Source organism: Allobaculum sp. Allo2 (assembly GCF_022701175.1).
In the GTDB taxonomy this organism is placed as follows: Bacteria; Bacillota_I; Bacilli_A; order Erysipelotrichales; family Erysipelotrichaceae; genus Allobaculum; species Allobaculum fili.
Genome location: NZ_CP078088.1, coordinates 2404592 through 2417853 on the forward strand (window position 1 = coordinate 2404592; position 13262 = coordinate 2417853).

At 52.6% G+C, this 13262-nt stretch carries 14 protein-coding genes, 3 tRNA genes and 2 pseudogenes; 3 read left to right on the forward strand and 16 right to left on the reverse strand.

Annotated elements, in window-relative coordinates; all coding sequences use genetic code 11:
- Positions 1–23: 23 nt before the first annotated feature.
- On the forward strand, positions 24–1241 hold the full coding sequence (locus tag KWG61_RS13835) for a hypothetical protein (protein WP_230267631.1): 1218 nt from the start codon (positions 24–26) through the stop codon (positions 1239–1241).
- A 252-nt stretch (positions 1242–1493) separates the two neighbouring features.
- Here the strand turns inward: KWG61_RS13835 and KWG61_RS13840 are convergent, their stop codons facing one another.
- The 7 genes and pseudogenes from KWG61_RS13840 to KWG61_RS13870 all read right to left on the reverse strand — a co-directional run bounded on the left by KWG61_RS13840 (position 1494) and on the right by KWG61_RS13870 (position 7230).
- On the reverse strand, positions 1494–1859 hold the full coding sequence (locus KWG61_RS13840; RefSeq protein WP_242744324.1) for a rhodanese-like domain-containing protein: 366 nt from the start codon (positions 1857–1859) through the stop codon (positions 1494–1496).
- Positions 1860–1873: 14 nt separating this feature from the next.
- On the reverse strand, positions 1874–2374 hold the full coding sequence (locus KWG61_RS13845) for a hypothetical protein (RefSeq protein ID WP_367614401.1): 501 nt from the start codon (positions 2372–2374) through the stop codon (positions 1874–1876).
- Positions 2369–3183: pseudogene (locus KWG61_RS13850) on the reverse strand (FAD/NAD(P)-binding oxidoreductase); the annotation flags it as partial. The gene KWG61_RS13845 and the pseudogene KWG61_RS13850, both read right to left, overlap by 6 nt.
- Before the next feature lie 175 nt (positions 3184–3358).
- Positions 3359–4674, reverse strand: a pseudogene (locus KWG61_RS13855) (serine dehydratase subunit alpha family protein).
- 62 nt (positions 4675–4736) lie between these two features.
- Positions 4737–4922, reverse strand: coding sequence for a hypothetical protein (locus KWG61_RS13860; protein ID WP_242744327.1), 186 nt, complete (start codon positions 4920–4922; stop codon positions 4737–4739).
- 33 nt (positions 4923–4955) lie between these two features.
- Positions 4956–5921, reverse strand: a complete 966-nt coding sequence (locus KWG61_RS13865) for a MalY/PatB family protein (RefSeq protein WP_242744328.1) — start codon at positions 5919–5921, stop codon at positions 4956–4958.
- Between the two features lie 325 nt (positions 5922–6246).
- Positions 6247–7230 carry a hypothetical protein gene (locus KWG61_RS13870; protein ID WP_230267627.1) on the reverse strand — a complete coding sequence of 328 codons (984 nt, stop codon included), beginning with the start codon at positions 7228–7230 and terminating at the stop codon, positions 6247–6249.
- A gap of 186 nt (positions 7231–7416) precedes the next feature.
- Between KWG61_RS13870 and KWG61_RS13875 the strand changes: the two genes are divergently transcribed.
- On the forward strand, positions 7417–8115 hold the full coding sequence (locus tag KWG61_RS13875) for a chromate transporter (protein WP_230267626.1): 699 nt from the start codon (positions 7417–7419) through the stop codon (positions 8113–8115).
- Positions 8108–8743 carry a chromate transporter gene (locus tag KWG61_RS13880; RefSeq protein WP_242744329.1) on the forward strand — a complete coding sequence of 212 codons (636 nt, stop codon included), beginning with the start codon at positions 8108–8110 and terminating at the stop codon, positions 8741–8743. Before KWG61_RS13875 ends, KWG61_RS13880 begins: the two co-directional genes overlap by 8 nt.
- Before the next feature lie 123 nt (positions 8744–8866).
- Here KWG61_RS13880 and KWG61_RS13885 read toward each other — a convergent pair whose 3' ends face one another.
- From KWG61_RS13885 to KWG61_RS13925, 9 genes are all read right to left on the reverse strand, one after another.
- A complete protein-coding gene (locus KWG61_RS13885; RefSeq protein ID WP_230267624.1) occupies positions 8867–9298 on the reverse strand; it encodes a hypothetical protein in 432 nt (143 codons plus the stop codon).
- 224 nt (positions 9299–9522) lie between these two features.
- On the reverse strand, positions 9523–9795 hold the full coding sequence (locus KWG61_RS13890) for a hypothetical protein (RefSeq protein WP_242744330.1): 273 nt from the start codon (positions 9793–9795) through the stop codon (positions 9523–9525).
- Positions 9789–10685 (reverse strand): FprA family A-type flavoprotein, encoded by an 897-nt coding sequence (locus KWG61_RS13895; RefSeq protein WP_242744331.1) that lies wholly within the window; start codon positions 10683–10685, stop codon positions 9789–9791. The genes KWG61_RS13890 and KWG61_RS13895 overlap by 7 nt, the downstream gene beginning before the upstream one ends.
- Positions 10686–10939: 254 nt before the next feature.
- Complete coding sequence (locus KWG61_RS13900; RefSeq protein ID WP_256460702.1) at positions 10940–11287, reverse strand: potassium channel family protein; 348 nt, start codon at positions 11285–11287, stop codon at positions 10940–10942.
- Between the two features lie 93 nt (positions 11288–11380).
- Entirely contained in the window at positions 11381–11800 is a 420-nt protein-coding gene (locus KWG61_RS13905; protein ID WP_230267621.1) for a potassium channel family protein, read from the reverse strand.
- A 247-nt stretch (positions 11801–12047) separates the two neighbouring features.
- Positions 12048–12749: a hypothetical protein gene (locus tag KWG61_RS13910; RefSeq protein WP_242744333.1), complete on the reverse strand. Its 702-nt coding sequence runs from the start codon at positions 12747–12749 to the stop codon at positions 12048–12050.
- 88 nt (positions 12750–12837) lie between these two features.
- Positions 12838–12911 (reverse strand) — tRNA-Gly (locus tag KWG61_RS13915).
- 3 nt (positions 12912–12914) lie between these two features.
- Positions 12915–12998: transfer RNA gene (locus KWG61_RS13920), tRNA-Tyr, on the reverse strand.
- A gap of 8 nt (positions 12999–13006) precedes the next feature.
- Positions 13007–13082, reverse strand: a tRNA-Val gene (locus tag KWG61_RS13925).
- Positions 13083–13262: the final 180 nt, after the last annotated feature.

The window sequence follows — 13262 nt, forward strand, 5'->3', positions numbered from 1 at the left end:
CAGCCGTATGTTAAAATATCGTCATGAAAAATAACACAGAAAAACCAAAAAGCCGCAAGGCGAATCGGGAGGCTGCCACTCGCGAAGCGTCCAGGCGCCCTTCCCCAAAGGAAGAGCGTCAGTTATTTGATGAAGATCTCGCGGATGAAGAGCTCTGGGATGACGAAAACTATGACGAAGAAGACGACTATGAAGTCGATCTTCCATCCCGGTCTTCCCGCTCGCGCAAAGCGCAGCCGGCACCGGCAAAGCCAAAGAAACGAAAGGGATCGCTTGTTCTTCCCGTTCTGATTCTGGTTCTGGCCGTGACGCTGACGTCTCTGCTTGCGGTCGTCTATCTCCATCACAAATCAGGCATGCCTTCTTCTTCGGCATACCAGACCGCCGAAACCGAGGCGATGAAGCAGTACGATGACTTTACCGCCCTGGTCAACAATGCCGTTAAGCCGGACGACTGGGACGAAGGCGCATTTAACACAATGAAGCAGGCCGCTCTCGACGCGTACGATCAATCCTTTCTGACAACGATCGAAGCCGCCAAAAACGGCGATGCAGCTGCACGGGATCAGCTGAATGCGACCAGTGAAATTACGGTTCCGGAGCAGCCGGAAAAAGTCCGTCTGTTCGAGCAGTTCTTTACCGATTCTTCGGCATGGCCTGGAGCCATCGTCAATCTGGCCGCCTCGGATCCATCCATGGTGGATTTCATTCTCGCTTATCCGAGTGCCAACAAGGACGGCAACCGGGACGCGCAGATTGCAACCGACGCGCTGCAGGATCTGAAAACTGCCAATCCGGACTGGGGCTATATGCAGTATGGAAACGGCCTGTTCGTACAGACCGGAGGCGCCCCGACCGCCATTTCCGAAGTGTTCTCCTGGCTTCTTCAGGATCCGACGTTCAACCCCGTTACGGTTGCGGATTTTGCCCGTCAATATGAATACGATCTAACGCCCGCTCGCGACGGCGATTCCATTTTCGCGGGAGCCGCTTTAAACTGGGGCATTCCGATGAATCCGCTGCCCGCTTACCAGACGCAGATCGGAGACGCGCTTGCCGCCGGCGATATTGTCATTCTCCAGCAGGGCGACAACGAAAATCCGCATTTCCTCGTAGCGACTGGCGTAGATGAAAACGGCATGTGGATCATTCAGGATCCGACATCTTCCGCCCCGGCATCGGCTGTCGATCCAGCATCCATCATCGATTCCATTACTGCTGCCTTTGCCTTCTGGCTCTAAACTCCATTGAAATGAAAATCTGTACCTTGAATTCTGCTCCGGCAGATCGGGTACAGATTTTTTGTGCTTCGTCCGGGACTTTGGGTTTCCAGTTTTCACCGGACATGCAGAAAACGGACAGGGACGAACACCGCGAAAGGCCATGTTCGTCCCTGTATTCCTTTTATGTTTATGAATTTCTTTTCAGCCGTTCTTTTTCCCGCTCTGTTTCAGATGTTTCTTTTTCAGCGGCTTGTCTGTGCCGGATCTTTCTTATCGATCCATGCCGCAGGGGAAGGCCGATTCCACCAGCTGCCGTTCGTGCGTAACTTCATCGTAAAAGCGATATCCGCCGGCAAAGTTGTAGCAGTCAAACCCGTTGGCTTCCAGAATCCGGCAGGCGATGTAGCTGCGCAGACCGCTCTGGCAGATGACGTAAACCGGTTTTCTGGGATCAAGTTCATTCAGGCACCCGCGCAGTTCATCGACAGGAATATTTAGAAAGCCTTCGATATGGCCCCACGCATATTCTCCATTCGTGCGCACATCGAGCCGGGTTACATCGGGATTGTGTTCGATCGCCTCCAGATCGTCGAGATGCCACTGCTTCAAAATGCCGTCCCGGATGTTTTCGATCATGAATCCCGCCATGTTTACAGGATCTTTTGCCGAGGAATACGGCGGAGCGTACGCCAGATCGAGATCCTGAGATCGACCGCGTTCATTTTGCAGTGAAGGGCGGTCGCCAGCACATCGATGCGCTTGTCCACTCCTTCATAGCCGACGATCTGCGCGCCGAGAAGACGGTACGTTCCCTTTTCAAAGACGACTTTCATAGTCATGACTTTGCCGCCGGGATAATAGCCGGCATGGCTCATCGGAGAAAGAATGACGGAGTCGACATCGAGACCGGCTTTGCGGGCGGCCGTCTCACTTAGCCCGGTGACGGCGGCATCGAGGTCAAAGACTTTCAGAATGCTGCTGCCCTGCGAGCCTTTGTAATGGCTGTCCTTGCCGCAGATGTTATCGGCTGCAATGCGTCCCTGTTTATTCGCCGGGCCGGCCAGTGCGATCAGGGCCGGATCGCCGGTTACATAATGAGAAACCTGAACAGCATCGCCGACGGCGTAAATGTCCGGAACGGACGTTTCCATGCGCTCGTTGACGAGAATGCTGTCCTTGATGCCCAGCTTCAGACCGGCGTCCTTGGCCAGCTTTGAATCCGGCGCGACGCCGATAGCCAGAATGACCATGTCGGCGTGAAGAGGCGCCTGCTCCTTGAGCAGAACATCCACACCGTTTTCCTTTTTCGAAATCCTTCTACCGTCTGGCCGAGAGCCAGCTTTACGCCATGCCGCCGCATTTCGCCCTGAATCAGCGCCGCCATGTCCGGATCAAACGGGTTCATGAGCTGTTTCGGTCGCTGCACGATGGTCACGTCGATGCCAAGTTCGCGCAGATTTTCCGCCAGCTCCATGCCGATAAAGCCGCCGCCGGCCAGAACGACCGATCTGGGATGATGCGTATCGATATAGTCCTTGACGCGAAGCGTATCTTCTACCGTACGCAGCGTGAACAGCTGATCGGCGTCCATGCCGGTTAAACGCGGAAGCACCGGTCTTGCGCCTGGGGAAAGCAGCAGCTTGTCATACGGTTCTTCAAACGTTTCCCCGGTTTCCAGATTCGTCACCGAGACAGTTTTACGATCGGGATGAATGGCGGTCACTTCATGACGGACTTTCATGTTTACGCGAAAGCGCGCGTCGAAGCTTTCCGGGGTCTGGAGCGTGAGATCGCGGCGGTCGGAAATAACGCCGCCAATGTAATACGGCAGGCCGCAGTTGGCATACGAAATATGATGCGAGCGTTCAAATACCGTAATCTGCGCCTGCTCATCCAGACGGCGGATGCGGGCAGCTGCTGTGGCGCCGCCGGCTACTCCGCCAACAATAACGACTTTCATAAAAACTCCTTTCCGGATTCCGGAATGCGGCCGCCTCACGGGCGTCCGGAACGTCTGGAATCCGCTCTGTTTGGGGAATTATAGCCGAACCGGCAGACAATCCTTTTCCATTCGGCGATCTTTTCATTCGATTCGTTTGATTTTATGGACTTTGCCTTGAAAAGCTCTGCAGGACTCAGAGCGTGCGGTCCGAACAGCCCAGCATGATCTGCACGATTTCCTGATCGGTCTGCCGCATGCCTTCCCGGCCAAGGCGTCCGATATTTCGGATCGTGTTTTCCACGCCTTTGGTGACAATGCCGTCGCCGCCTAAAAATTCCTGGCCGTTCAAGTACATGTGATAGCCCAGAATGCCCGCTTCCACGCTCGAAGCGATTTTCGCGGCACAGCTTGGCTTGGCGCCATCGCAGATGATGCCCGAAACGATCGCCAGCGAATTGACCAGCGTGTGTTCAATCGCCTTGCGATCCGCACCCTGTAAAAGGCGATTCCGCATCCTGCCGCGCAGCCGGCTGTGACCGCTCCGCAGTAGGCGGACAGACGCCCGATTCCGGTCTTTTCGTGAATGGCGATGAGATTGGAAAGCACCAGAGCCCGGTACAGCTGCTCTTTGCTGGAGTTCAGCTCCTTTGCGTATTCAATGACCGGGATGGAAACCGTCATGCCCTGGTTTCCTGAACCGGAATTAATGATGACGGGCAGCTCGCAGCCGCTCATGCGCGCATCCGATCCGGCTGCCGCTTTGGCGATCGCCCGATTGCGTATGGTATTGCCATAGTATTTGAGCATCGTCGATCCGATATTAGCGCCATAGCTGCGGCGCAGCCCTTCTTCGGCAATCGCCGTATTGTACGCGATCTGACGGTCGAGAACGGCCCGGACATCTTCAATGTCGCAGTCGTTTGCAAATTCATAAATCTTTTCGACGGTCAGAAGATCCGGATCGATCTGTCCGCTTCTGAACGCCCCATCGTATGCGCAGGAGCTGTCGATCTGATCGGTTCGATCCAGAAGTATCTGGCCATTTTTCTCAATGAAGACAATTTGCGTGTGGGCGTTGGCAATCCGGACTGAAGACGTCTGCCGGCCGCTTTGAAGCGAGACGATCAGATCAAAAACGAGACCATGATCGATTGCTTCGACCGTGATGGGCGTCTGCTTCAAAAAGGCGTACATCTGTGCTTTCTGCTCCGGAGTGACCTGAGCGATGACTTCAAGCGCCTGATCCGCCTTTCCTGCCACAATTCCCGCGGCGGCTGCGGCCGCAATGCCTTTGCTTCCGTCCGTATTGGGAACGACGACGCTTTTTACGTTTTTGATAATATTGCTGCTGACGGACACATTTACGGACTCCGGCAGACATCCAAGCACGTCTCTGGCTTTAGCCGCGGCATAGGCAATCGCAATCGGCTCCGTGCATCCCATTGCGGGAATGAGTTCGTCCTTCAGTATTTGCGTATACGCCGCATAGAGCGGACTTTCCTTATTCATAAGTCTTTCCTTCCTTTCCCTGACCGTATTTCCTGTTTTCTTCTATCTCACACCGTTCTATCTCATGCCGTTTCCTGCTTTTGCCTGCCTTCTGTCACCAGGTCGTCGACGGCCTTTTTGAGCCGATGCATAGCCTGTTCGAGAATGGATCTTGGACAGGCGGCGTTCAGGCGCATATAGCCGGAGCTGCGGTCAAACGATCGCCCTTCGTTCAGCCCTCTCAATGAAAAAATCGCGCAGCGCATCATCGCTCAGATGCAGATCCCGGCAGTCCAGCCATATCAGATACGTTGCATTGGGATGATTTGGCCGGATTTGCGGAATCCATTTTTTGCAGAAGTCGCAGACGCAGTCAAAGTTTCCTGCAAATAGAAGAGAAGCTGGTCCAGCCACTCTTCGCCATGCCGGTACGACGCTTCCATCGCCACGGAACTGAAGGCGTTGTTTCGATGAATGTCCATGGCGCCCCAGAAGCGGTCGAAACGCTCTTTTTCTTCGCATCCGGAAAATCGTCGTACTGGCCTGCATTCCGGCGAGGTTGAACGTCTTGGAAATAGAGGTGCCGTGATGACATGCCGACCAATATCTTCCGACAGAGACGCGGTCGGGATATGTCGACACCCGTTAAAAATCAGATCCGAATGAATTTCATCCGAAACGATCAGCACATCGTTTTCGATGCAGATTTGCGCCATGCGTGTAAGTTCGTCCCGGCTCCATACCCGTCCGACGGAATTGTGCGGACTGCAAATCAGGAAAATTCTGCATGTTCTGGCCTTTCGGGCAAAATCATCAAAATCGATTTGCCAGCGCCCGTTCTGTTCCAGCAGCCGGTTTTCGACCACAATTCGACCGCTGTCCTCAACGATGTCGTAAAAGTCGGAATACACCGGCGTCTGAATGGGAATACGATCCTGCGGATCGGAAAAGATGTGCAAAATGGCGCTCATGGCCGGGACGACGCCAAGACTCCAGCTCATTAACTTCGTATCCGGCTTCCACTGGTTTCGCCGCAGCTGCCAGTCCTGGACCGCCTGAAAATAGCTGTCGGGTCTTGATGTATAGCCCCAAATGCCTTCTTTTGCCTTGGCGACACAGGCGTCAATGATCGGCTGTGCCGTTTTGAAATCCATATCCGCCACCCAGAGCGGAAGGACATCCGCCCGACCGAATTTCTGCAGGCGTTCGTCGTATTTGGCACAACGGTATCCGGTTCGATCGATAACTTCATCAAAACTGTATTTCATCCTCAGCCCCCTTTCATTGCGGGCATCGTAAAATCGTGCGAGGCGTGTCTCGCAAAATATACTTCTATCTGATTTAAATGATACACTAGCTTTTCGATGGACTGACCGCCCTTTTTCGAAAATGGCCGACCAGATTTTCTTCATTTGTCCTCCGGTTCTGGCCTTGTCTTCTGCGCCTGCAATCATGGAGAAAAGTGCCGGTTTTCCGGTGATCCAGCGGCAGAAAGCTGCTGCGTCAAAACCGAAAGCAGCAGCGCAGCAGCCGTGCAGAAGCCCAAAAGAGCGCAAAAAGACCCGGCTTTTCTGGCTGGGTCTTTGGCAGTTTCTATTTGGAATTGTCGTCTCCGGCAGCATTTGGCGTCTGCTGGGGCTGGGCGGATGGATCCGGAGTCTGCGTTCCCTTAGTCAGGAAGTAGACTTTGTTTCCGCAGTCGTCCGCGCCTTCAAGATAGAAGAAATAGTTGTTTGGAGAAAGCTGATTCCATGCGGTACCGGCTGCGTACAGATCGGAGAAGCTGTAGTAGACTTCCGCGCTTTCTGCACCGGCAGGCAGCGTGGAAATCGAGCAGGCCGTCGGAACGCTCGGTTTGTCGGGCTTCTGATCATCGACCGGTTCTTCCGGATCAGGAATCACCGGCGTCTGGGAGCCATTGCTGGTGTCGTCCCCATCTGGAGACGGAACCACTTCGTCATCGAACTGATCGGACGCAGTAATGTGGGTATTGTCGGCAACGACGTTGATCGTAATTTCGATCGAGTTCGTGTTGCCGGCCGCGTCGGTCGCCACGATCGTTACCGGATACGTGCCTTCCTTGTTCAGGTTATAAAAACCGTCAAGGCGGATTTCCACATCCGATTTATCGTCGGTCCGATAAATTTTCGAGAAATCGAAGTCGGTTTTGCCGACCGGAATCGTAACGACTGCGGAAGGCGAAATGAACTCCGGCATCACGGTATCTTCCACGCGCAGCGTTACCGGATAGTCCTTGCCGTCGTATTTGAGCGTCAGCTTGTACGTACCGATATCGAGGTACTTCTTATCTTTGGATGTGACGGTTTCCTTGAAGCCGTTATAGGTATATTTGTCGGAATCCGTCTTCAGATCGGAATCGACGGTAATTTCGTTCAGAATGCTCTCATCCGGCTCGTTTAACAGATACTCGGAAGGAGCCAGGGATACTGTTTCACCAAGCTCTACGGTTTTGTCGCTGACCACTTTCAGATCCTGTCCGGATCCGCCAGAACATCCTGTCAGCACGAACAGGGACAGCGCAATCACCGGCTTGAGAAGCCGTTTCAATCGTTTCATAATCAACCTCATTTCAAGACAGGAATATACACGTCATCCTGCCTGGATTGTAAATAAAGTCTCTAACCTTTTCTCATCGTGTAATTTTCTTCCGCTTTTCTCAAGCCTGCTGACCTGTTTCAAGTCGAAAGTGTTGACCCTCAAAGAATCAGAGAACAAACTAAGGAAAAACGGAATTTAACGCTTATGAACATTTATGCAGATTTATTTCTAACCTTTTCCAAAATCGGCCTGTTCACGTTTGGCGGCGGACTGGCCATGCTTCCCATGCTGGAAAAAGAAGTCGTCAACAAGAAGCACTGGGCAACGTATGACGAACTGATGGACTATTACGCCATCGGTCAGTGTACACCAGGAATCATCGCCGTCAATACCGCCACGTTTGTCGGATACTCCCAGAAAAAGACCCCCGGCGCCATCATGGCGACAGCCGGCATCGTCTTTCCTTCGCTGGTCATCATCATGCTGATCGCGTCGCTGATGACCTCGTTTGCGGATCAGCCGATCGTTCAGCACGCCCTGGCGGGCATCCGTATTGCGGTATGCGTTCTGATTATGCAGGCCGTTTTGAAGATGTTCAAAGCCGGCGTCAAAGACTGGTACGCTCTGGCTCTGTTTGTCCTGTTTCTGGGACTTTCCTACTTCAATCTGCTTTCCGCGACGATCATCGTCATCCTGGCAGCCGCCGCAGGCATTCTGGGAAAGAAAGCGCCTGTAAAGTGGCCGGCGTTAGCTAAAGCCAAAGCGTCGTCTGCGACGAATCAGCCAAAACAAGATACGACAGAAACGCCGTCTGCGCAATCAAAATCCGACGCGAACGTGCCCGCAAAGGCGAGCGCCAAGCTGGAAGAGAGCGTAAAGCCAGAGGAGGACCGTCATGCTTAGTCTGTACTGGACCCTTTTCCTTGAATTTTTCAAAACCGGTCTGTTTTCGGTCGGCGGCGGTCTGGCCACCATCCCGTTTCTTTATGAGATGATGGAGCGCTATCACTGGTTTACCGAACAGGATCTGCTCAACATGATCGCCATTTCCGAATCCACTCCGGGACCGATCGGCATTAACATGGCAACCTACGTCGGCTATCACGCCACCGGCAATAACATTCTCGGCGGAATTCTGACAACGGCTGCTCTGGTCATGCCAAGCGTCATCATCATCTGCGTGATCGCACGGGTTCTGCAGTCGGCCAAGGACAACCCCTACGTACAGGACGCGTTTTACGGACTGCGCCCCGCTTCCTGCGCGCTGATCGTATCGGCGGCCATCGGCGTAGTGGTCAGCGTACTCTTCCCTTCGGGATTCGTACTGAATCAGAGCTTCTGGATCAATCTGGGCCTCATCGTGCTTTTTGGCATCGTGGCCTTCTCCTTTAAAGCTCCACCCGATCGCGCTGATTGTCATCTGCGCGATTACGGGTATCGTACTTCAGCTCTGATTATGGCGAAAACTCTTAAAGTTTTCGGAACCAATTTGAAAAGAATAACGAAACAAACGGCGCTGTGCTCCTTTTGAGAAATCACAGCGCTGTTTCTGTGTTCTTTCCAGTCCCTCTGGATTCAGTTCAGCCTTGTCTGCTCTGACACAGAAGGACAGGCAGATGTCTGACTTTTCTTTTGCACACGCTTTTCCGTGTCTTCAGCTCAGCTTTCCGTTTTCAAGAGCCAGTTCCTGCGCCTGAAACAGCTGGAGCACTTCACCAAGCGGAAGGTGCAGCGAACGCAGAAAATCCGGCTGCACATTGGCGCCGTGAATCGAGCCGTCTTCAAACTGACAGAGGGCGAAAATGAGATTGCTCTGGTTGACGCCATAGTAAACGGTACACATTTCCTGCGCCGAGCTCTGCTCTATGCGCTGGCACAGAAGATCAAGCAGGTCTGCAGAAGGCGTATACAGAATCGGATAGCTGTTCAGTACGGAAAGCACCGTATTCCACTGTTCGTCTCTGGCTTCTTCCTTCTCTGCCATTTTTAAAAGCGTTGAGCGATCGATTCCGGTCTGCTTGCTCAGATCTTCGAGCGTAAAGCCATTCTGGGCCAGTTTCTGCTCGAGCCACGTTTGTTCATTCATAAAGGATCCTCCGCCGATTTCTCCGCGTCTCTGCATCGGTTTCTGGTTTTCACCTGGGCGATGGGTATGGACTGCGGAACACTTTATCGGTCTGTTTTTTCAGAATCGAACAGCCCCGCTCTTTTTTCACGCGAGGTGCCCGTCTGTCTTTCTTTCGCAAAAACCGTCCTAAATCAAAAAAGCCATGGAAGCATCCAGAGCGGATTTTTCCATGGCGATTGGTTTTATTCTGCAGCGATCAGGTGATCGGCGAGTTCTTCCATTGGGGCGATGTCTTTTTCCTTGAGCGACGTTGTAATCGTTACGACCGGTTCGACATACTGGATATCCTTGCAGCCTTCGAGGATGGATTTCATCGTCTTGGCAGCGCTTGGTGCCCAGGATCCGTTCTGGATCATGGCAATCGTGCGGTTCTGGAAGTTCTTGTGGGCAAGAATGGACAGCACGCGTTCCATCGCCGGGAATACGCCGGCATCATAGGAGCAGGCGATCAGCACGATTTTTTGCAGCGGTAGCACTGGGCAACGGCTTCGTGCGTATCCTGACGGGTTACGTCCATGAGGCGGACTTTCTGTCCTTTCGCTTCGAGAATTTCCTTCATGCGGTCTGCAACGACATTCGTGTGACCGTGGATGGAAGCGACGAGGATCAGGATTTCATCCGTTTCCGGCGTGTAGCTCGACCACTTGTCGTACAGACTGATGTAGCGGCCAAGGTCTTCTTTCAGAACTGGTCCGTGGAGCGGGGCGATGATGGCGATATCGAGGCCGGCTGCCTTTTTGAGCAGAGCCTGTACCTGTTTTCCGTATTTGCCTACGATGTTGATGAAATAGCGGCGGGCTTCATCATCCCACGGTTCATCTGTTCCGCTGGCTCCGAATTTTCCAAAGCCGTCTGCGGAGAACAGGATTTTGTCCTTGTCATCGTATGTCACCATGACTTCAGGCCAGTGTACCATCGGAGCCATGACAAAAGTCAGCTTGCGCGTACCCAGATCGAGCATGTCGCCTTCTTTTACGGAAAGACGATGATCTTCCGGAATTGGAGTGACTTCAAAATTGGGAATCATGGACCAGGCTTTCGCGCTGGCAACGACAGTGGCTTCCGGATGCGCTTTGAGAATGGCATCCAGGCTTCCGGAGTGATCCGGTTCCAGATGCTGCACTACCAGATAATCGAGCGGTTCGCCGGCAAGCGCTTCTTCTACATTGGCCAGCCACTCATTTGTACGACGGCGGTCAACGGTGTCCATCAGCACATTTTTTCCATCCTTAATCAGATAGGAGTTGTAGCTTACACCGTTAGGAACTTTGTACTGCGATTCAAACAGATCAATGTCGCGATCCTGACAGCCCACAAAATAGACTGTGTCGGTAACTTTTTCCATATGTATTCCTTTCTGGTCTTCCCTTTTCAAAAACGAAGACCTGCTTTCTTTTTCTGTTCCTGGATCGTTCATTCACGAAAGTCTGCAGGCAGGCTAACGGATGGGATCCTGCCGGGTCTTGCCCGACGAACACGTCTGGCGGCGTTTGAACCGGCATTTTGGAACAGGAATCTATCTTCATCAATTTTACTTCATTCATACATATACTGCCCAGAAATCAGGCGATCTCTCCTGCTTTTGCGCGGTATGGGCTTTCACGCCTTCGTGGGCGGCTCGATTTCTTTCGAAGGATCGTACCGGGAAATCTGACGGCTGAGGTGGTCGATCTGATCGTCATCGAGATCTTCGAGATGTTCGAGCTGATCCAGCATGCGCGCAATGGATTCGCCCTGTCCAAGCCGGACTGTTTCAAACAGCCAGCTCGCTCCTACGCCGCAAAGAAATCCCATTGTCAGAATGCCGTTCAGGCCGAGTACTACCGAAATGAGGCGGGAGACCAGCGTCGTCGCTTTCAGATCGCCAAAGCCGATGGTCGTCACTAACATGAATCCGTACCAGATCGCATCCCACCACGAATGCAGATCTGGATCGGTAAGCCACAAAGAAGCGTGGCAACGAGAAAGAACCCGACAAACGCCGTCAGATAGCGACGGGTATGCGTCTGCTTGAGAATCAGAGAAAAAGACTGATCACCTTCATGCCGCGTTCTCCTTACGAATCTGCGCGGACAGCTCTTTTCTCTGCGCCGGGCTCATCTGCGAAAGGTTTTGGAGAGCTTCGCCATGTTTCTGCATAACCGCCTTTCTTTTGCGGGTCAGTTTTTCAAAGTACGACGAGGCGATCAGGCCGGGAATATAAGCGGCCACGACAGCTCCGTAAATGCCGAGAAGTATCGTGAGAATGCGGGCCAGCGGCGTGGTGACCGTATAATCGCCAAGCCCGATCGTTGTCGCGACGCTAAAGCCCATCCACAGCGCATCGCCATAGCTGGAAATCGACGGGTCGTTCCAGAGAATGAGCGCGCAATCGACAAAGTAAAAAATCAGAAACGAATACAGCAGCTTGTCGCCGCCGGTCTTTTTCATCATGCGATGATAATTGCGAACCGTATTCATTGTTTTGCCCCTTTCCAAACCGGTATATGAAAGAATAGCCCGATACGCTGCAGACGTATATTTACCTGCATTGTACCGGGCTGTGTGTCTGGACGGATCGGGTGTGCCTGTCCGCTTACAGCTTCCGATCGAAAAATCGGATAAGCGGTAAGCGATAAGAGATACGGCATTTCGCCTCATTTAAGAAAGGAGCATTCCGAAGCGGTCAGAGGTTACTTTTTCGAAGCGTCCGAATCCGCGTCCGGATTTACTGTCTGGGAACTGGCAGCATCCTGCGAAAGAGAGGTACCTTCCTGGGTATCGATCGTGCGGATTTTCCAGTTTCCTCGGCATCGATGCTCACGTCGATCGTATAGTAGACCGGTTCGGCATCCAGCTTCATAATCGCGTTTTTCAGATCTTCCAGGTAGAAGTTGACGAAATCGCCGTACACAGTGCTCTTAAAATTTTCTGTCGATCCGAAAATGGCCATGGCGGAATTGACGGGGTGACTCATCGCGTAGCGGCCCAGCGAAGAATAGAGCACAGAAGAAGCCAGCGAGCTGTCGATCTGATCGAACGGAACGCAGACACCCTGAATTTCGATTTCCAGTCCGTCTGGCTTGTATTCAATCGTCCTGACGGTGCAGTCCTTCATGGTTTTGACAAACACCTGCGTCAGAAGGCGGGCACTCGCTTCCTGCGTTTTGGCGGGATCGCCATATTCGTTCAATTCACTGACCAGAGTCTGGTAAAAACGGGTCAGCGTCTGGGGCGCGCTCAGAGTGACCTCTCCTTTTTCACTCGGTTCATCGGATGGATTCACAAACGAAGCGGTAAGAGAGGAAACCTGCCGCTGCAGGCCAAACAGAGCGGCGCCACTCAGTCCTGTGAAAATACACAGGATCACCAGGAGCGTAATCACAATCGCTTTAAAATGGTTTTTCATGTCCTTATTATACGCATGCATGAATTTCTCACGAGAGCGGGTATGTAAATTCCGTCGATCTAAGTTTTTAGTGCACAAAAAACGGGACCGAAGTCCCGAAAATTTCAAATGGAGCAGGTGATGAGAATCGAACTCACGTAGTCAGCTTGGAAGGCTGAAGTTCTACCATTGAACTACACCTGCAAGTGGTGGAGAGAGGCAGATTCGAACTGCCGAACCCTAAGGAACTGAGTTACAGTCAGCCGCGTTTAGCCACTTCGCTATCTCTCCATTCACAATGGTGGAGGCTAACGGGCTCGAACCGCTGACCCTCTGCTTGTAAGGCAGACGCTCTCCCAACTGAGCTAAGCCTCCATTGTGTACTAGTTTTTGATTTGTGCTGTCGTTTGACTGCCTGATTAATATATCAGGTTTTCCAAATCGGTGCAACTCAATTTTTAATTTTTGAGCCGCTCGATCGGGTCATCCGACGGTCTTTTCCGGCAGCCGTCTGGCTGTCCTGAAGAAGACAATCGGGATTATACAGGGTATTTC